Source organism: Gillisella terrae, assembly GCF_004801395.1.
Classification (GTDB): Bacteria; Pseudomonadota; Alphaproteobacteria; order Rhizobiales; family Rhizobiaceae; genus Allorhizobium; species Allorhizobium terrae.
On sequence record NZ_SSOA01000001.1, the window covers coordinates 515833 to 534475 of the forward strand.

Consider the following 18643-nt stretch of genomic DNA (forward strand, 5'->3'; position numbering starts at 1 on the left):
AAGGTTGGCTCGTCCCGAGGGAGACAGGCGAGAAAACAGTCTCTAGTCCAGAAGTTTCATGGCCATATCAGCCACGTCTTGCATGTCGGATTCCGTGGTTTGGCCGGTTTTGCCCACCACCCGCATACCCATGGACAGGCAAAGCAGGCTGCGAGCGGCTGCATTGGCTTCGAGATCGGCGCGTATCGACCCATCGCGCTGTCCCGCCACAATCTGTTCTTTCAAGCGCAGATGGTTGGCGGAAAAGGCCTTGCTGACATGCGCGGCCGCTTCCGCATCCAGCAAGGACAAATCATTGGCACCGCCCACCACCAGGCAGCCGCGCCGCCCAATTGCGCCGTGTGAGCTTTCGGCATAATGGGCCAAAATGGCCCGCAATTTCTCTCGCCCGGTGGCAAGTGGGGCAAGCCGCTGCTGGATAAGCCCATTGCGCACCGACCAATAGCGATCAAAGGCGCGCAGGAAAAGGCCGCGCTTATCGCCAAAGGCCTTGTATATGCTGCCAGCCGTCAGCCCCGTTGCTGCCGTGAGGTCGCTGATTGAGGTTGCCTGATAGCCTCGCTCGGAAAACACGATCAATGCAGCATCAAGCGCTGCATCCATGTCAAATTCACGGGGCCGGCCGGCTGCACGGGCCGATTTTTCTGTCTGTTGTTCTGTCATGACTGAATAATAGGAAACGATCATTTCCAAATCAAGTAAAAAAATGCCCGCCGTGGTGTTTGGCGGGCATTTTGTTCAAGCCGACATTTTGAGCCGCTGTTGCGAAAGGGAATAATCAACCGCAGACTGGCAATGGATTGTGGTGGAATCAAAGCCGGGCAGCACCAGGTCGTCAGGGTTCAACAGCAGGCAGATTTCGGTGCAGCCGAGAATAACGCAATCGGCACCCTCTGCCTTGGCTTTGTCAATAATGGCCAGATAGGCCTCGCGGGATTGGTCTTTAACGCTGCCGCAGCAAAGCTCGTCAAAAATAACGTTATGCACGGTTTGGCGATCATCGGCGGCTGGCACCATGGGCTGCAAGCCAAGGCTGGTCATGCGATCAGTGTAAAAGCCGTGCTCCATGGTATAGCGCGTGGCCAAAAGCAGCGGACGCTTGAAGCCTGCGGCTTTGATGGCAGCGGCTGTTTCATCAACAATATGGATCAGCGGCACATTCACACGAGCGGCGACCGCATCCGCAATCAGGTGCATGGTATTGGTGCAGATCAGCACGCATTCGGCTCCGGCGCGCTCCAGTGCGGCTGCGGCATCGCCCAGCGCTTTTTCGGCCAGATCCCAGCGGCCTGCTTTTTGAAAGCTGACGATTTCGGCAAAATTGACAGAGCGCATGACAATTTCAGCAGAGGCAAGGCCGCCAAGTTCCGCCCGCACCGCTTCGTTGATCAGCCGATAATAGACTGCTGAACTTTCGAAACTCATCCCACCAATCAGGCCAATCATCCGCATTGCTCAAATTCCTGTGCTGCATTTTGAAGATGCGATTATCATGCAGCCATTCGGGTGAATGCGGTTTGCAAAGTTTGGAAAAAATCCCCCGTGCGATGCAAATAAAATGCGCTATAATCCATCAAGGCGCGCCAGATTTGCGCAGTGGTTTTGAATGGCAGGAGGTTTAAGCGTGCTGGACGATAGAGACCGGAAAATATTGGATGTGCTACAACGTGACGCTGCCATTGCCGTAAGTGACCTTGCGGATCAGGTTTCTCTCTCCATCTCGGCCTGTTCGCGGCGCATTCAGCGATTGGAAGAGGGAGGCTATATCGAGCGGCGCATTGCTGTGCTGAATCGTGAGAAAGTCGGCGTACCCACGACGGTCTACGCCTTGGTCAAGACCGCGCATCACACCGATGAATGGACGGAGGAATTTCGCCGCGCTATTGGTGATATTGCCGAGATTGTTGAGGCGCACCGCCTGACGGGGCATCACGACTATATCTTGAAAATCGTGCTGCCACGGGTGGAGCATTATGATGTCGTCTATCGCCGACTTGTGCGCCGAATTGAGCTTTTTGATGTGTCCGCCTCTATTTCCATGGAAACCATGAAGAGCGGCAGTGCTGTGCCTGTTGATTATGCGGTTTAGGGGCTCGGCCCAGCCCGGAACGCCTGAAAGGAGCGTTCCGGATCGGGGGATGGTTGAGCCATGGGATCAGCCGGTGAATTCATTGCGATGATGCTCATGAGGATACATCTGGTCGCTGTTGTTCTGAGCTGTTTTATCGGTTGTGGAGGTGGTTTGGGTCACGGTTGCCTGCGGCGGGGTGTGCTTATCCTGCACAGGGGCGGCATAAGAGGCCGATGCACCGGCAAGAGTTGCGATCACGGCGGAGATCAGAAGCGTTTTCATGATAAACTCCATATGTTTAATATGTATGTTTTTTAATCAAACCATTCGGTTCGATGAATTTAAATTGGGCTTTTCATTTCGAGAATTCAAGCGCGGTTCGTTTCATTCCGCTGCATCGCAGCATTGCGTTTTTGCGACTTGTCAAAAAAAGACGAGTTTAAAAAATTGAAAACACTGACCATTTTCGTTTTTTTTGTTTGGTTTTGTTGGCTGGAGGCCTGCCCTTGCGGCAATCTCACGTCTTTTTGACAGCTGGGCAGGTTTGATAAAATCATGAGCATGACAAAAGCCGCTTGACGTCCTCATTTAATCATCTTAATAGGAACCGTACCGTACGGTACCTTTTTTGGAGGAGTGTTCTCGTGTCAGTCGATACCATGCCAGCAGCGGAGTTTTCCCCGCGCCAGAGCGCCGTTCTGGCAGAAGCTCTGCGGCTTTTGGTGGACGGAGGCGATAAAGCCCTGACAACGGCGGGGCTTGCCCGCGCTGCCAATTGCTCCAAGGAAAGCCTCTATAAATGGTTTGGTGATCGCGACGGCTTGTTGTCGGCGATGATTTCCTATCAGGCCAGCAAGGTGCGCACCTTTGAGCGCTCCGGCGAGCGCCTTTCTCCCCAAACCCTGATCGAACATCTTGAGCTTTTTGCCCGCGATTTGCTGGATGTCTTGTCCGGCGATATTTCGCTGGCGCTCAATCGGCTTGCCATTGGCCAAACCAGCCGTGATGGCTCCAAGCTTGGCGAGATGCTGCTTTTGCGCGGTCGCCGCCAGATTGACCGGCGCGCGCGGGCTTTGCTCGATTCTGGTCGGCGTGACGGCCTTCTGCGCTTCGATGACGGCGACGAAGCCTACCACACCTTATACGGGCTGATCGTTTCCGATTTGCACGTTCGCCTTTTGCTGGGCGAAAAGCCTGAGCCAAAAACATTCGACACCCGTGCACGCAAGGCCATCACAGCCTTTCTTGTGCTGCATGGCACCGATAAGACATCGCCAGCGTAAGCATCGCTGGTGCGAAGAAAACCGTTCTAACACCTGACAGAGCATAGGGAAGGATTATACAATGCGCGTCTATTATGATCGTGATGCCGATTTGAACCTCATCAAGGCCAAGAAAGTTGCCATCATTGGCTACGGTTCTCAAGGCCGCGCCCACGCGCTGAACCTCAAGGATTCCGGCGCTCAGAATCTGGTTATTGCCCTCAAGTCTGGCTCCAAGACCATTGCCAAGGCTGAAGCTGATGGCTTCAAGGTCATGACCGTTGCTGAAGCTGCTGCCTGGGCTGACCTGATGATGATGGCAACCCCTGACGAATTGCAGGCCGACATCTACAACGCTGATATCGCTGGCAACATCCGCGATGGCGCAGCAATTGCATTCGCTCACGGTCTGAACGTTCATTTTGGCCTGATTGAGCCAAAGAGCACCGTTGACGTTGTGATGATTGCGCCAAAGGGCCCTGGCCATACCGTGCGTGGCGAATACCAGAAGGGCGGCGGCGTACCTTGCCTCGTTGCTATTCACCAGAACGGTTCCGGCAATGCGCTTGAACTGGCTCTGTCCTACGCTTGTGGCGTTGGCGGCGGCCGTTCGGGCATTATCGAAACCACCTTCAAGGAAGAGTGCGAAACCGACCTGTTCGGCGAGCAGGTTGTTCTGTGCGGCGGTCTGGTCGAGCTGATCCGCGCTGGCTTTGAAACGCTGGTTGAAGGCGGCTATGCGCCTGAAATGGCCTATTTCGAATGCTTGCACGAAGTGAAGCTGATCGTGGACCTGATCTATGAAGGCGGTATCGCCAACATGAACTACTCGATCTCCAACACCGCTGAGTGGGGCGAATACGTTACCGGTCCACGCATCATCACCGCTGAAACCAAGGCTGAAATGAAGCGCGTTCTGCACGACATTCAGACCGGCAAGTTCACCTCGGACTGGATGCAGGAATACAAGGCCGGTGCCGCCCGCTTCAAGGGCATTCGCCGCATGAACGACAGCCACCAGATCGAAGAAGTTGGTGCAAAGCTGCGCGGCATGATGCCTTGGATCGCCAAGAACCAGCTGGTCGACAAGACCCGCAACTAATCCAGACAGAAGGTTCTTGGCGCTCCAAGTTTTCCTGTTTGCGTGCCTATGGCATCGCGGGGGATCGCCAAGAACGAGCTGGTTGACAAGGCCCGCAATTAATCTTGACTTGAAGGGTTCTTGCGCCGCCACGCGTTGTTAGAACCGGAATAAGACAGTCAAAAATGGCAGCGGAGATCGTCTTCGCTGCCATTTTTGTATCAGGTCGTTCTTTCTTGTTATCCACTTTCGATGGCGTTTGCCGCTTTGCGGCGCTGATAAGCTTTATGCTTGGCTATTTGCTGTGGGCTGCTTGCCCTCTAATGTGCAGGCAACCGCCGCCTCGAAATCCGCCATGGTTTTCAGGTAGCGCGTTCCGGCCACACAATCGGCGTCAGAAAAGCCGCGGCCGCCCAGCCATAGTTCAACATGTTCCGGCAATGCCTGCCGGATTTTGTTGATTTCGCGTAGTCCCTTGTGGGAGCGGGCATTTTGCGAGCCGAGGCAAACAATAGACGCGCCAATGTTTTGTGCTGCTATGGCAATGTCTTTTGCGGGCAGTTGTGCGCCAAGGTAATGGCTTTGTAAGCCGTGGCCCTGTGCCAATAGGGCGGCAATGAGCGTACCGAGTTCATGTAATTCACCCTCTGGCGTGGTGAAAATGATGTGGAGGGGAGTGTTGCCCGGTGCCAGCATTTTCATGCCATTGCCCAGCAGGGAGCGAATGATAGCGGATACCATATGTTCTGCTGCCACGCTAAGGTCACCGCTGGCCCAGCGCTGCCCCACCTCATGCATCAGTGGAATCACCACATCCTTCGAAAAGTCAATCGGTCCCAGCGCGAAATAGCGGCTGCTGAGCAGGCGCTCAAGCTCGCGACTATCAAGCGTAGCCAATGCGGCAAATATCGGGCTTAGACCATCCAGCGTTTTCCGCGCGCTCACAATCGCCTGTAGATCCTGTATGGATAAAGAGGCAATTTTGCCGACCCGATACCCAAGATCCACGCAGGATTTCATCAGGCAAAGCTTGGTGAGATGTTCACGATTGTATGTTCTTCGGCCTGTTTCGCTCTGTTGCGGTAAAACCGCACCGTAGCGTCGCTCCCATGCGTGCAGAACCAGCTTCGAGATGCCAGTCACCTCCATGACTTCCCGCAGACTGAACGAATCCTTTTGTTCTTGGTTCCGGTCATCAAGCATGTCTGATCTCGTCGATATACAGAACGAACCTATCGGGAGGAATTGTGTTTTCTTGTATATTCCTGTTCCCTTAAATTTCCGTATCAATCCCGATGTAGATCTTTCATCGGTCGATTATTAAATTTAAGCGCAATATATAATAGATCATTTGTATTTTTAAATTTGACACTTGCTAATTTTCTTTGTTATTTTGAAATATTTACTTTCTGTTTCGGCTTCTTTTCGAGTTTATATATAAAATTTTAATGAAAAAATCAGAATACATTTCAGCATATTTGTAAAATCAGAAAGATATACAATATTTCCTTGAATTAAATATTAGTAAGAAATTGTATATATATGTATGACAGGATTTGGAACAGTGCAGCCAATGAGTGCAATCATCACTTAACAGATCAGCTTTGGAGATTTGGCTATGAGCCTATTTGGAATGACAGGCGGTGCAAAAGCTGAAGTTGAGGCTTTACGCAAATCTCAGGCCGTCATCGAGTTTGATCTTGACGGTAACATTCTGGATGCAAACGACAATTTTTGTCGTGCCATGGGATATACTCTTTCCGAGATCAAGGGAAAGCATCATCGCATGTTTATTGATCCGCGAGAGGCGGACACCCCTGAATACAAAGCCTTCTGGGAGAATTTGCGGGCGGGCAAATTTGATCGCAAACAATATCGACGCATCGCCAACGGTGGTCGGGAGGTCTGGATTGAGGCATCCTACAATCCGATTCTGAAAGGTGACAAGCCGTTTAAAGTGGTAAAATACGCCACGGACATTACCGAAACAAAGATTCGTGCTCTGGAGGATGATGCCAAGCTGAAAGCGATTTCCGTGTCGCAGGCGGTGATTGAGTTTACGCCGGATGGCACGATCATCACCGCCAATGAGAATTTTTGCAATGGACTGGGCTATTCTCTCTCCGAGATCGTGGGCAAGCATCACAGCATGTTTTGCGAAAAGGCCTATGCGCAATCGGCGGAGTATGTTGAGTTCTGGAGAAATCTTGCGGCGGGCAAGACATCCTCCAATGAGTTTCGCCGCATTGGCAAGCGCGGTAACGACGTGTGGATTCAGGCCTCCTATAATCCGGTGTTCGACAGCCATGGCAATGTCTATAAAGTGGTGAAGTTCGCCACAGATGTGTCGGTGCGTATGAACGCTATCTCAGACGTCGCAATGGCCTTGAAGGCGCTGGCTGAAGGTGATTTGACGCAAAGGCTGAACAAGGCCTTTGTCCCCACGATGGAGAAATTACGCCTTGATTTCAACGATGCGGTCTCAATCCTGTGCGACACGATGAACGGGGTTATGGAAAGCTCGCAAGCCATCTCAAGCAGCACCGCTGAAATTAAAGAGGCGGCCATTGATCTTTCTCAGCGCACCGAAAAGCAGGCTGCTTCTGTGGAAGAGGCTGCGGCGGCGCTTGAAGAAATTACCGGCACCGTGACCGATTCCGCCAGACGTGCCACAGAGGTTGGGCAGCTCGCCACCAATACCCGGGCACACGCAGAAAAATCCGGCGTGGTGGTGCGTGATGCCGTGGTTGCCATGAATGAAATTGAGCAATCGTCCAAGCAAATTTCCAGCATTCTCGGGGTCATTGACGAAATTGCTTTTCAGACCAATCTCCTGGCACTCAATGCCGGTGTGGAAGCAGCCCGCGCCGGAGAAGCAGGCAAAGGCTTTGCCGTTGTGGCGCAGGAGGTGCGTGAACTGGCGCAGCGCTCTGCCACGGCTGCCAAGGAAATCCGGCAATTGATTATTACCTCGGCGGCGCAGGTTGAAAGAGGCGTGTCACTGGTGGCCAACACCGGCACCGCTCTTGAGCAGATTGTTCAGCAAGTTGCCGAGGTGAGCAGCACAATAGCCACCATCATTCACAGCTCTGGTGAACAATCCGGCGCTTTAAAAGAAATCAACAGTTCGGTGAACGTGATTGATCAATCCACGCAGAAAAATGCCGCTATGGTGGAAGAGACAACAGCGGCGACATTCTCGCTCGCCAACGAGATCGAAAACCTTTTCCAACTTGTTCGACGCTTCAATACGGGGCGGGGGCAGCAGCAGCATAAAACGCGATTGGCGGCGTGATTGAAGGCGGTTTTGCCAACGCCAAGACATGTCTGAATTGCAATCATTATGTGATAGGTCAGCATTGTTGACACATCATTGCTTTCATGGTCCTCTGAAGTATCAAAAGACCTCTGAGGAAACTCCCGTGCTCAATTGGGACCATATGTTTGCAACGCGCTCATCCAAAATGCGCGCGTCTGAAATCCGCGAATTGCTGAAATTGCTGGATCAGCCTGATATCATCTCCTTTGCCGGCGGCATTCCTGATCCCGCCCTGTTTCCCGCAGAGGCATTTCAAGCTGCCTACACGGATATTTTTGCTGGCAATCAGGTGAATTCCGCCCTGCAATATTCGGTGTCGGAAGGCTATAAGCCCTTGCGTGAATGGCTGGTTGGCGAGATGGCTAAGATCGGCATTCCTTGCGATGTCGACAATGTTTTCATTACCTCTGGCTCACAGCAGGCGCTGGATTATCTCGGCAAACTGTTTTTATCGCCCAAAGATACCGCGCTGGTGACCTGGCCAACATATCTTGGTGCCCTTCAGGCGTTCAATGCCTATGAGCCAAATTATGATCAACTGTCGGTGACAGGCAATCGCACACCCGGCAGTTACGAGGCAACGGCCATAAACATGGGCGGGCGGGTGAAATTTGCTTATCTCTCCACCGATTTCTCTAATCCGACCGGCGAAACGGTGGATTTGGCGGCACGCCAGCATTTGATCGATATGGCCGATGAAATGGACATCGCCCTTATTGAAGACGGCGCTTACCAATCCTTGCGCTATGAAGGCGAAGCGGTTTCACCGATTCTGGCGCTGGAAATTGCCCGCAAAGGCTCGATAGAAGAAACCCGAACCATCTATTGTGGCTCCTTTTCCAAAACCTTGGCACCGGGGTTGCGGGTCGGGTTTGTGGTGGCCAATACAACGGTAATCCGCAAGCTGGTATTGATGAAACAGGCGGCGGATTTGCATTCGTCCACCATCAACCAGATCGCCATTGCCCATGTTGCAGAGCGTCATTTTGAGGCGCAGGTGGCCAAGATCAAGGCGGCTTATAACGCGCGGCGTCTGGCCATGCTGGCAGCGCTGGATCAGTATATGCCAGCAGGCACGGTGTGGACGAGGCCGGAAGGCGGCATGTTTATCTGGGTGACATTGCCGGAAGGCATGGATGGTGCCGATCTGCTCAGCCACTCCATCAAGACGGAAAAAGTGGCCTTTGTGCCGGGGCAGGCGTTCTTTGCGGACCGTTCCGGTGCCAATACGTTGCGGCTCTCCTTCTCCTGCGCCAATGAGCAGATGATTGATGAAGGCATCAAGCGCCTTGGTCGGCTGATTGCCGGGGCTATCGCTGAAGCGATCTGATATTATGATGTGATTGTTGAAAAGCCGCCGGTTATCTGGCGGCTTTGTCATTTTATGGCGCAGAATGCCGTGTAGAAGCGACGAGAATAGCTGGTTTTCATATCTTGAAGTGAGTTTTCATGCCGCAATCTGCCAATGTTGTAACGACTGAGACAATCGAAGATCATCTGCATTGGCCGCCGGATGGACAGGTTTTCGAAATTGATGACGTGCAATTGGCGGTTCTTGGTGGAGATCATCCATTTCATCTTGCCAATGCAGAAGGGGCCAAGGCCCATTGGCAGAAGGCTGTTGCCGAAACGCCTGCGCTGTTTGATGGAAAGATGCTATTGTTCAATCGCTTGTCTTTGCAGGGCAGGCGGGTGTTGGGCGATTGTTATGTGATTCCCTATTCCACCTTTTTGCTGTGGCGCAGACAGGCAGATCCCGGTCTTGGCTATCATCTCTTCGCTTTTGCTGTGATCATGTCATCCGATGGCGCGTTGATTGCCGTTGAAATGGCTGCCCATACCGCCAATGCCGGATTGGTCTATTGTGCGGCGGGTTCGCTGGATATGTCCGATATTATCGACGGCCAGGTGGATGTTGAAGCGAATATACGCCGCGAGGTGATGGAGGAAACAGGCCTTTCCCTGGAGAGCGCCAAGGTGGATGCGCAATTGAGGGGCTATCGACGTGGGCGCATTGTTACCCTGTTTCGCTGCTTTCATCTGGATATGACGGCAGAGGAGATTTTTGCGCGCATTGAAGCGCATATGACTGTAGATCACGAGAAGGAAATTGCACGGCCTGTGGCGATACGGTCAGCGGATCGCAGTGCCTATCGTTTTAGCGAAGCCATGTACCCTTTGCTGGATTGGGTATTTCCCGGATAAACTTCAGAGATCGCCTTGCATGGGTGGCTGAGGTCGTGCAGTCTGCACCCAAATTCAATCGGCACTGGAGGCGCGTTTGGCTCGGCCATATTGCATCTATGACGTTTTCACCGACAAGAAACTCTGCGGCAATCCGCTGGCGATTGTGTTTGATGCAGACGGGCTTGATGATGAAGCCATGCAGGCCATTGCGGGCGAATTCAACCTGTCTGAAACAGTGTTTGTTTTCCCATCCTTAAACCCGGCGCATCTGGCGCGTATCCGTATCTTTACGCCCACACGAGAGCTTCCCTTTGCCGGTCATCCCACCGTCGGCACGGCGGTGGCTCTGGCGGAACGGGCGCATGAGGGCAGGGATCGTCCACTGGATATTGTCTCCGTGCTGGATGAAAAAATCGGACCGGTGCGCTGTGCCGTCAGCCTTCGGGAGGGCGAGGTTGGCTTTGCCGAATTTGATCTTCCCAAAACCTCCACGCAAATCCATTTTTCAGTCGAGCGTGAGGCCATTGCCGAGGCGCTGGGCTTGCAACTCAGTGATCTGTGCTTTGGCAATCACGTGCCTTCCATCTGGAGCGCAGGCGTTCCGTATTTACTGATCCCGGTCAATAATCTTGCAGCCGTTGAAGGCGTGGAGTTTGATCCGCAGCTTTGGGAGCGCACGGTGCCGTTTTGCGAAGGCGCTTTAAGCTCCGCCTATGTTTATTGCCGTGGTGGCGTGCATCATGCGTCTCATTTTCACGCGCGGATGTTCTCGCCCGATATGGGGATGAACGAAGACCCTGCCACAGGGTCGGCGGCGGCGGCGCTTTCGGGGGCCATCAAGCATTTCGATGGCCTGGCTGACGGACACCATCCCATTCTGATCGAGCAGGGGGTAGAGATGGGCCGCCCGTCCTTTATTCACCTGCATATTGATTGCAAGGAAGACAAGGTGTTTCGGGCGCGGATTGGCGGTCGTGCCGTTCGATTTGCCTCTGGCTTTCTCGACTATTGATATTGCTTGGTTTTTTGTAATTTTTATTTTTTCCACACTTTCTGGCTTTTTTTTTAAAAGGACGCTGGACAAGGTGAGAGAAGCCCTTTATATCCCCGCTCACGCCAGCAGTGAGGCAAACAAACTGCAAACGTACGGGTGATTAGCTCAGTTGGTAGAGCAGCTGACTCTTAATCAGCGGGTCGTAGGTTCGAACCCTACATCACCCACCATAACACCATAGACGGGTGATTAGCTCAGTTGGTAGAGCAGCTGACTCTTAATCAGCGGGTCGTAGGTTCGAACCCTACATCACCCACCATGGTGCAAAAGCGGCGTCACTTCACTCTCAGAATGACAAAAATATTAAAAAAAGTTTGCAAAATCCCCCTGTTGTTGATTTGTTCCGCATGTTTTTCTCGCGTTCTTTTTTTGTTCGTGAAATTTGCCTTTTTGCAACCCGAAAAGGCTGTGGATAACTGTGGATAACTTGTTGTGAGCCCTGTTGAGTGATTCTTTGCAGAGCCGTGCACGACTGCACAATTCCTTAAACCGGAATCGATTTAAGGATAAAATTATGCAGGAGATTAAAAGTGTTACTTTGAGCCTTTGTGCGTCATGTATGGTGAGAGGCGCTGTAAAATGGCGTACGACGCTGTAAAACGCCAATCCGTACAGTAAAAATCAACAAATACCCAGATTTAGGGCTTTGCGTCATTTATCTTGCCGCAATGGCACGATAAATACCGCCAAATCGACGTGAAAAGGGACATGGGTTTGCAAAGCGTTAAGACATTTCTGGCGGCATTTTCCATTTTGGTTTTGATGGCGTGGGCAACTGTTCCCGGCAGCGATATTCTTTTGCCGGGCGTGGCCATGGCGCAAGACGGCCCGTTTGCCGATGATGATGCGGTGAGCAAGGCGTCCGCGACGCTTGATGTTGCGCAAAAGCAACTGGATACGATCAACGCCGAACTTGCCGATCACACCAGCAGTGATCGCGATCTTATGGCTGAAAAATCGAAGGTCGATGATGTTCTCGCAACCCTGCTGGGTATGAAATCGCAAATTTCTCCGCGTCTTGATGAAGTCACGGCGCGTTTGGCGGATCTCGGCGCACCACCAAAGGAAGGGGCACCGGTAGAGGCGCTTGAGGTTAGCACGCAGCGCGGCAAATTGACGGCGCAAAAAGCGAGCATCGTCAACATACTTGCACGCATTGATGATACGACCAAAGTTGCCAATGATGTCTCCTCCAGAATTTCGACTGCGCGGCGCGATCTTTTCACCAAAGAGCTTTTTGCCCATGCCGATGTATCGCTTGATGCCATGAGCATCGCGGTCAGTTCGATCGGGCCGGAGGTATCGCGTTTTGTCGATACCATGAGCAACTGGCTCAGCTTCGTTGTTCGTTTGAAGCTGGTGTCTTTGGCCTCGGCACTGGTGCTGTCGCTGATCATGATGTTGGGTTTGCGCACGATTCTGCATCGTATTTTTGGACCCGTTGTGGCCCGCGGCAAGCAGGAGCAAAATCCATCTTACATGAGTCGGTTTTCTCTGGCTTTCTGGTCAACGATTCTGCCGTCTCTGGCTTTCAGCTTTTTCCTTGCCTCCAGCTTCTTCTTTCTCGACATGTTCAATGTCCTGCGGCCCGATATTCGGCATATGGTGGGGGCTTTCTTCGGCTTTTGTGGTTTTGTTTTCTTTTCCACACGGTTGGCTCTGGCAGTGTTTAATCCGGTGTCGCCCAAATGGCGCCTGCTGCACATCACCGATAGAGGTGGCTATCAGTTGGCGGCAGCCTTTATTTCCATGTCGGTGCTCAACAGTCTGGATTTTGTGCTTGCCGCGATTTCGCAAGTCCAGAGCTGGCCGATCGAGATGACTGTGCTCAAAGGATTGGTGCTCGCCATTCTGGTGGGCGCGATTCTGCTTGGGGTTTCCTTTATCAAGCCAATGCTTCCGAAGAATGGCGAGGACGACACCAACGGTCGCCCTTGGTCGGTCATAACGGCCAGCCTGATGCGCATTATCGGTGCCGTCATCATTGTCCTCGGTCTTTTTGGTTATGTCGGGCTGGCGCGCTTTATCGCCACCCAGATCGTCCTGACAGGCGGCTTGATCTGCACCATGTATATTGGCATCCGCTCGGGTCGGGCGGTGTCAGAGCGGGACCGTTTCGCCGAAACCATGGTGGGGCGCTATTTTCAGCGCCGATTTTCCATTGGTCCGGTTGCTCTCGACCAAATGGGCATTGTGGCCGGTTTGCTGATCTATTGCATTGCTGTGGTGCTGGGCCTGCCATTGATCATGTTGTCATGGGGGTTCCAGCTCCCCGATATTCGTCTTTGGGTTTACAACCTCTTCACCGAAATCAAGATTGGCAGCATCAGCATTTCCGTGGTCGGAATTATGGGCGGTGCCTTGCTGTTTGCCATCGGCATTGTGGTGACGCGCTGGTTCGAAAAATGGCTCGACGGCACAATCATGGTGCGTGCCCATGTTGATACGGGGGTGCGCAACTCCATCAAGACGGTGGTGGGCTATGTGGGGGCGGTGCTTGCGGCGGTGATTGGTCTTTCTGCTGCGGGCATTAACCTCTCAAACCTCGCGCTGGTTGCTGGTGCTCTGTCTGTTGGTATCGGTTTTGGCTTGCAAAACATTGTGTCCAACTTCGTCTCAGGTTTGATTTTGCTGGTCGAGCGGCCGTTCAAGGTGGGGGATTGGGTGCTGACCGGCACCACAGAAGGTTTTGTGCGGCGTATCAATGTCCGTGCAACGGAGATCGAGACCTTCCAGCGCCAAACCATCATCGTGCCAAATTCCGAGCTGATCAACGCCGCCGTTGGTAACTGGACCCATCGCAACACGCTTGGCCGTGTCGATGTGCCGATTGGCGTGAGCTATAACAGCGATCCGCAAAAGGTCATGGACGTGCTGAAAGAAGTCGCCATGGCTCAGGAAGGTGTGCTGCGCAATCCGGAACCGTTCGTGGTTTTCCTCAGCTTTGGCGCATCCTCGCTCGATTTTCAGCTCAGTTTCTTCATTGGCGATGTCTTGAACGGACTTGCCATCAAAAACGGTGTGCGCGTCAAGCTTTACCATCGGTTTCGTGAGGAAGGGATCGAAATCCCATATCCGCATCAGGATCTCAAAGTGGTGCTGGAACGGCAATCACCCAAGGGGCCGGGTCAGCCTGCCGTGTAGGCCACCCCGATCCAGACACGATTGCAAAGACCACCACAGCACGGCTGCGGTGGTCTTTTCTCAAGCACTTGCGGTTTCAAACATCACCATGTCGAGCATGAAAGAGCCATCCGGCTCAATCGCAAAGTGCGATTTGACTTCGCGACTTGCCTTTTCCTGCAACATTGAAATTGCCGCGCACAATGGCTCAGGCGTGCCAATCCGCTTGGTCCAGCTTTTAAACTCCATGCGCAGACGAAATGGCCGAAGGCCTGTCACCTCAAAGCCAGCGCGCCCCAGCATCTCCGTCCATTCCGCCACCGTGTAATTGCGCACATGCGATGTATCACGCAAAAGTTCGATGGCTTGCAGATGGGTGTTCAGCAGTGGAGCCGCCGGGGCCACCACATCAATAAAGATTGCGTTTGCGCCTTTTGACAGCACGCGCCGCGCTTCTCGCAAGCCGGCATTCACATCATGCCAGTGATGGGCGCTGTAGCGACAGGCCAGAAAATCAAATGTGGCATCGGCAAAGGGCAGGTGTTCGGCAGAGGCCTCGGTTGTTTGCACATTGGTCAGGCCTTTTGACGTTGCTGTCTGATCGACGGCGGCCAACATGCTGGCCGATAAATCAACGGCGGTAACCGCGCCCACATGCGGTGCGATGGTGTAGGACACATGCCCGCCGCCAGCCCCCAGATCGAGCGCATTTCGGGGTGTCAAATCCTGCACAATCTTTGCGAGCCGGTTCAAATCCTCACCTTGGGAATGAACGGTACTTTCCACATAGGCGTTTGCGCGCGGGCCAAAATTATCCTGCACGTGGCGGTCGTGACCGGGGGTGGCTTTTACTGTGCCGCTGGTTGGTGTCTGCATGACTGTTCTCCTGTTAAAATGTTTTTGTAGCATTGCACAAAAATATGCTGTTACAAGATGATCAGTTATCCTATTATAAGTGCTTCCATGCTCGATATTGATCAACGAAAATCTCTTGGCGAATTTGTGCGCGCCCACCGTGAAAAGCTCGCGACGGATCGTGTTGGTAGACGACGCACACCCGGCCTTCGGCGTGAGGAACTGGCCGAGCGCGCCGGAATAAGCCCCACATGGTGCGCATGGATAGAGCAGGGCAGGCAGGTGCAGGCGTCGCCCCACGCGCTGGCGCGGCTGGCAAGAGCACTGGAATTGACGCGGGCCGAGCGCGCCTATTTGTTTGAGCTGGCAGCACGGCGTGATCCCGATGATGAGGCGGGTACGCCGATGGATGATGCGCCAGCCTCGCTTCTGGCTGCGGTGACATCGGTGCAACACCCCGCTTACGGGCTTGATCGTTACTGGAATGCCTGCTGCTGGAATTCGGCGGCGGTTTCGCTGTTTCCAGGCTGGCTGGATGAAGAGGTGCAGGAGCGTAACCTGCTGCGCTATGTGTTTTTAAATGCGCGCGCTCAGGAGCATATTGTTGACTGGCAGGTGCGGGCCTTGCGGCTGTTGGCCGAGTTTCGCGCCGATTACAGTCACGCCTTGAGAGATCCCGCCATTCGCAATCTTGTTGAAACGCTGCAAAAGGAAAGCGCTTTGTTTGATCAGGGCTGGCAGGAGCAGATGGTGCTGGAGCGCGAAGGCGGCGAGCGTGAATTTCTCTTGCCCGGCCGCGGCTTGCTGCGGTTTCGCCAGTTCAATTTCCGACCAAGCGACCGGCCCGATTGCAAACTGGTGTTTCTGATTCCCCAGTGACGGCAAAAATCAGATCTTTTCATCAATGTCCTGCACGTTGTCCTCAGAGAATTTGGAGTGAGGTCGCGGCCTTCCATGCTCATGTCGCAAACGGGCGGCAAAGCTGGCGTGGTCTTTATCATAGTCCCATCATCAACATCTGCTGCGGCATTTATGATTTGCGCTGTGGCGAGAGCAGAAACAGGGGAATTCCATGTCGATCAAATCTCATGCGCGCGCCGTGGTGATTGGCGGAGGCGTCGTTGGCGTTTCCACACTCTATCATCTGGCCAAGAAGGGCTGGAGCGATAGCGTTCTGATTGAACGCAAGGAACTGACATCCGGCTCGACATGGCACGCCGCCGGTCTGTTGCCATTGTTCAACATGAGCTATTCGGTGGGCCAGATCCACAAATATTCCGTGAAATTCTATCAGGAACTTCAGGAAGAAACCGGCATGAATGTCGGCTTCAGCAAAGTGTCCAACATTCGTCTCGCCCGCACCAAGGATCGCTGGGATGAATATATGTATTACGCAGGCATTGCCGAAACCATTGGCGTCAAGGTCAATATTCTGACCCCTGAACAGGTCAAGGAAATCTGGCCTTTGTGCGAAACAGAAGGCCTGCTGGGCGCAATCCAGCACCCTGATGATGGCTATATTCAGCCTGCCGATCTGACGCAGGCGCTGGCCAAGGGCGCGCGTGATCGCGGTGCAACCATCTACCGCAACACCACGGTCACGGCGATTGAGCAACTACCGGACGGTCTTTGGAAGATCACCACCGACCAGGGTGAAATCACCGCCGAACACGTTATTTCCTGTACCGGCAATTTCGCCCGCAAGACCGGCGAAATGGTGGGTATCAACATTCCGGTTATTCCGGTTGAGCATCAATATATCGTCACCGAGCCGCATCCGGCCATTCTGGAGCGTAAGGCGCAAGGCCTGCCGGAAATGGGTGTTCTGCGCGAATCGGACAGCGCCTGGTACATGCGCGAAGAAAACGGCGGCCTGTTGCTGGGACCATACGAGCATGGTGCGCCTGTCTGCTACGTTGATGGTCCATCGGATGAGAGTGAATACGAGCTTTTCCAGGAAGAGCTGGATCGCTTGATGCCGCATATCGAAACCGCCATGGTGCGCGTGCCAGCCTTTGGCGAAGTGGGCATCAAGAAGGTTTACAATGGTGCGATTGCCTATACGCCGGATGGCAACCCCATCATCGGTCCTGCACCTGGCCTGAAGAATTTCTGGCTCAATGAAGGTCACTCATTTGGCATCACCGCCGCTGGCGGTGCTGGCTGGCAATTGGCAGAATGGATTGTCGATGGCGAATCCACTCTGGATATGATGGGTGCAGATCCACGCCGTTTTGGCCCTTACGCCACTGAAGGCTATCTGATTGCCAAGAATGAAGAGGCCTATGCCAACGTCTTCACCATGCACTATCCTGATGAAGAGCGTGCAGCAGCCCGTCCCTTGAAGACCACTCCGGTCTATGATCGCCTCAAGAAAATGGGTGCGGTTTTTGGCTCGGTGTATGGCTGGGAGCGCGCCAACTGGTTTGCGCCGGAAGGCTACGAGGTTCCCAAGGAAGAGCTTGGCGTTGGCGCAGATGTTTTGACCAATCATAATTATGCAGAGCCAACTGAAGACGGCCGCATTGTCGAAAAATGGTCTTTCCGTCGCTCGAACTATTTTGAGCATGTTGGCAATGAAGTCAAAAACGTTACGGAAAATGTCGGCGTGCTGGATATGTCAGCATTTGCCAAGATGGAAGTGTCGGGACCGGGAGCTCGCGCTTGGCTGGAAAGCATTTTTGCCAACGCTATTCCGAAAAAGCGCGGCCGCATTGCGCTCTGCCACATGTTGACCAAGCACGGCGGCGTACGGGCTGAATTCACGGTCTATGAATGGGCTCCAAACCGCTTCTATCTGGTATCGGCGGGTGCCTATGAAGCGCATGACCACGATTACCTGCGTAAGCTGGCTCCAACCGACGGTTCGGTGAAATTGCAGCACATCACCCAGAAATTGGGCGTTCTGGTTCTAGCGGGTCCAAAGTCGCGGCAGGTGTTGCAAAAGCTCACCCGCACCAGCCTTGCCAATAAGGATTTCCCATGGCTGTCCGGCAAGGAAATTGCGGTGGGCGTTGCCTCGGCTCACGCTTTGCGCGTCAACTTTGTTGGTGAACTCGGTTGGGAGCTGCATCACCCGATTGAGATGCAGAACTACATCTTTGACCAGCTGATGGAAGCCGGTGCAGAGTTTGGCATCAAGCCATTTGGTATTCGCGCCATGCTGTCCATGTCGGTGGAGAAATCCTATCGTCTGATCCCGCGTGAAATGTCGATCGAGTATAACGCCTATGAGTCGGCGCTGGACCGCTTTATCAAGCTCGATAAGGAGTTCCTCGGCAAGGAAGGGTTGCTCGCCTATAAGGAAAAAGGCCTGCAATGGAACTTTGCGACGCTGGTTCTGGAAGGCGTCAAGGATGTTGATGCGCGCGGATCGGAAGCCATCTACAACGAAGCGGGCGAGCTGGTTGGACGTGCAACCAATGGCACCTATGGCTGGCGCCTTGGCAAGTCTATTGCCCTTGCTATGCTCAAGCCCGGTTATGCTGCAATTGGCACCAAGGTGAAAATCAAAATCCTTGGCGATATTTACGATGCAACGGTGGTGGGTGAAAGCCCGTTTGACCCGGACAATACCTTGCTGCGCGCTTAACGTGTGGTGTCACTGATCGAAACACAGGGGGCGGCTGTCAAAGCCGCCCTTCATTTTTTGTTTAGAACTTCAACAACAAGCTCCGGTTTATATTAATAT

The 18643-nt window shown here is 53.3% G+C and carries 15 protein-coding genes and 2 tRNA genes; 12 read left to right on the plus strand and 5 right to left on the minus strand.

Going from position 1 to position 18643, the window contains the following annotated elements:
* Positions 1–42: 42 nt before the first annotated feature.
* Both E6C51_RS02420 and E6C51_RS02425 read right to left on the minus strand, forming a co-directional pair.
* Entirely contained in the window at positions 43–663 is a 621-nt protein-coding gene (locus tag E6C51_RS02420) for a TetR/AcrR family transcriptional regulator (protein ID WP_146931290.1), read from the minus strand.
* A gap of 75 nt (positions 664–738) precedes the next feature.
* Positions 739–1452, minus strand: a complete 714-nt coding sequence (locus tag E6C51_RS02425; protein ID WP_190234904.1) for an aspartate/glutamate racemase family protein — start codon at positions 1450–1452, stop codon at positions 739–741.
* Positions 1453–1624: 172 nt separating this feature from the next.
* Between E6C51_RS02425 and E6C51_RS02430 the strand changes: the two genes are divergently transcribed.
* On the plus strand, positions 1625–2089 hold the full coding sequence (locus tag E6C51_RS02430; protein WP_186827662.1) for an Lrp/AsnC family transcriptional regulator: 465 nt from the start codon (positions 1625–1627) through the stop codon (positions 2087–2089).
* A gap of 66 nt (positions 2090–2155) precedes the next feature.
* Here the strand turns inward: E6C51_RS02430 and E6C51_RS02435 are convergent, their stop codons facing one another.
* Positions 2156–2353 (minus strand): hypothetical protein, encoded by a 198-nt coding sequence (locus E6C51_RS02435; RefSeq protein ID WP_190234905.1) that lies wholly within the window; start codon positions 2351–2353, stop codon positions 2156–2158.
* A 377-nt stretch (positions 2354–2730) separates the two neighbouring features.
* On the opposite strand from E6C51_RS02435, the gene E6C51_RS02440 reads away from it, so the two are divergent.
* Positions 2731–3354 (plus strand): TetR/AcrR family transcriptional regulator, encoded by a 624-nt coding sequence (locus E6C51_RS02440; protein WP_186827673.1) that lies wholly within the window; start codon positions 2731–2733, stop codon positions 3352–3354.
* A gap of 61 nt (positions 3355–3415) precedes the next feature.
* On the plus strand, positions 3416–4435 hold the full coding sequence (ilvC, locus tag E6C51_RS02445) for a ketol-acid reductoisomerase (RefSeq protein ID WP_190234906.1): 1020 nt from the start codon (positions 3416–3418) through the stop codon (positions 4433–4435).
* 264 nt (positions 4436–4699) lie between these two features.
* Here the strand turns inward: ilvC and E6C51_RS02450 are convergent, their stop codons facing one another.
* Positions 4700–5704: a MerR family transcriptional regulator gene (locus tag E6C51_RS02450; RefSeq protein WP_190234907.1), complete on the minus strand. Its 1005-nt coding sequence runs from the start codon at positions 5702–5704 to the stop codon at positions 4700–4702.
* A 328-nt stretch (positions 5705–6032) separates the two neighbouring features.
* Here E6C51_RS02450 and E6C51_RS02455 point away from each other — a divergent pair, with 328 nt between their 5' ends.
* The 7 genes from E6C51_RS02455 to E6C51_RS02485 all read left to right on the plus strand — a co-directional run bounded on the left by E6C51_RS02455 (position 6033) and on the right by E6C51_RS02485 (position 14118).
* Positions 6033–7709, plus strand: a complete 1677-nt coding sequence (locus E6C51_RS02455) for a methyl-accepting chemotaxis protein (protein WP_190234908.1) — start codon at positions 6033–6035, stop codon at positions 7707–7709.
* Positions 7710–7836: 127 nt separating this feature from the next.
* Entirely contained in the window at positions 7837–9063 is a 1227-nt protein-coding gene (locus tag E6C51_RS02460; RefSeq protein WP_190234909.1) for an aminotransferase-like domain-containing protein, read from the plus strand.
* A gap of 119 nt (positions 9064–9182) precedes the next feature.
* Positions 9183–9938 carry an NUDIX hydrolase gene (locus E6C51_RS02465; protein ID WP_190234910.1) on the plus strand — a complete coding sequence of 252 codons (756 nt, stop codon included), beginning with the start codon at positions 9183–9185 and terminating at the stop codon, positions 9936–9938.
* Between the two features lie 76 nt (positions 9939–10014).
* The gene (locus E6C51_RS02470; protein ID WP_190234911.1) at positions 10015–10932 is read left to right on the plus strand and encodes a PhzF family phenazine biosynthesis protein; all 918 of its coding nucleotides are present in this window, start codon (positions 10015–10017) and stop codon (positions 10930–10932) included.
* 136 nt (positions 10933–11068) lie between these two features.
* Positions 11069–11144 (plus strand) — tRNA-Lys (locus tag E6C51_RS02475).
* A 13-nt stretch (positions 11145–11157) separates the two neighbouring features.
* Positions 11158–11233 (plus strand) — tRNA-Lys (locus E6C51_RS02480).
* 449 nt (positions 11234–11682) lie between these two features.
* Positions 11683–14118 (plus strand): mechanosensitive ion channel family protein, encoded by a 2436-nt coding sequence (locus E6C51_RS02485; protein ID WP_190234912.1) that lies wholly within the window; start codon positions 11683–11685, stop codon positions 14116–14118.
* Positions 14119–14178: 60 nt separating this feature from the next.
* Here the strand turns inward: E6C51_RS02485 and E6C51_RS02490 are convergent, their stop codons facing one another.
* Complete coding sequence (locus tag E6C51_RS02490; RefSeq protein WP_190234913.1) at positions 14179–14973, minus strand: class I SAM-dependent methyltransferase; 795 nt, start codon at positions 14971–14973, stop codon at positions 14179–14181.
* Positions 14974–15060: 87 nt separating this feature from the next.
* Between E6C51_RS02490 and E6C51_RS02495 the strand changes: the two genes are divergently transcribed.
* Complete coding sequence (locus E6C51_RS02495; protein ID WP_146930915.1) at positions 15061–15831, plus strand: helix-turn-helix transcriptional regulator; 771 nt, start codon at positions 15061–15063, stop codon at positions 15829–15831.
* Between the two features lie 199 nt (positions 15832–16030).
* On the plus strand, positions 16031–18544 hold the full coding sequence (locus E6C51_RS02500) for a GcvT family protein (protein WP_146931287.1): 2514 nt from the start codon (positions 16031–16033) through the stop codon (positions 18542–18544).
* The last annotated feature ends 99 nt before the right edge of the window (positions 18545–18643 follow it).

What these genes read in the sequence shown, in the direction of transcription:
- E6C51_RS02435 (WP_190234905.1), bottom strand. Translation starts at nt 2,353, where the DNA reads ATGAAAACGCTTCTGATCTCCGCCGTGATCGCAACTCTTGCCGGTGCA.
- E6C51_RS02420 (WP_146931290.1), bottom strand. Translation starts at nt 663, where the DNA reads ATGACAGAACAACAGACAGAAAAATCGGCCCGTGCAGCCGGCCGGCCC.
- E6C51_RS02455 (WP_190234908.1), top strand. Translation starts at nt 6,033, where the DNA reads ATGAGCCTATTTGGAATGACAGGCGGTGCAAAAGCTGAAGTTGAGGCT.
- E6C51_RS02425 (WP_190234904.1), bottom strand. Translation starts at nt 1,452, where the DNA reads ATGCGGATGATTGGCCTGATTGGTGGGATGAGTTTCGAAAGTTCAGCA.
- E6C51_RS02440 (WP_186827673.1), top strand. Translation starts at nt 2,731, where the DNA reads ATGCCAGCAGCGGAGTTTTCCCCGCGCCAGAGCGCCGTTCTGGCAGAA.
- E6C51_RS02490 (WP_190234913.1), bottom strand. Translation starts at nt 14,973, where the DNA reads ATGCAGACACCAACCAGCGGCACAGTAAAAGCCACCCCCGGTCACGAC.
- E6C51_RS02465 (WP_190234910.1), top strand. Translation starts at nt 9,183, where the DNA reads ATGCCGCAATCTGCCAATGTTGTAACGACTGAGACAATCGAAGATCAT.
- E6C51_RS02485 (WP_190234912.1), top strand. Translation starts at nt 11,683, where the DNA reads ATGGGTTTGCAAAGCGTTAAGACATTTCTGGCGGCATTTTCCATTTTG.
- E6C51_RS02495 (WP_146930915.1), top strand. Translation starts at nt 15,061, where the DNA reads ATGCTCGATATTGATCAACGAAAATCTCTTGGCGAATTTGTGCGCGCC.
- ilvC (WP_190234906.1), top strand. Translation starts at nt 3,416, where the DNA reads ATGCGCGTCTATTATGATCGTGATGCCGATTTGAACCTCATCAAGGCC.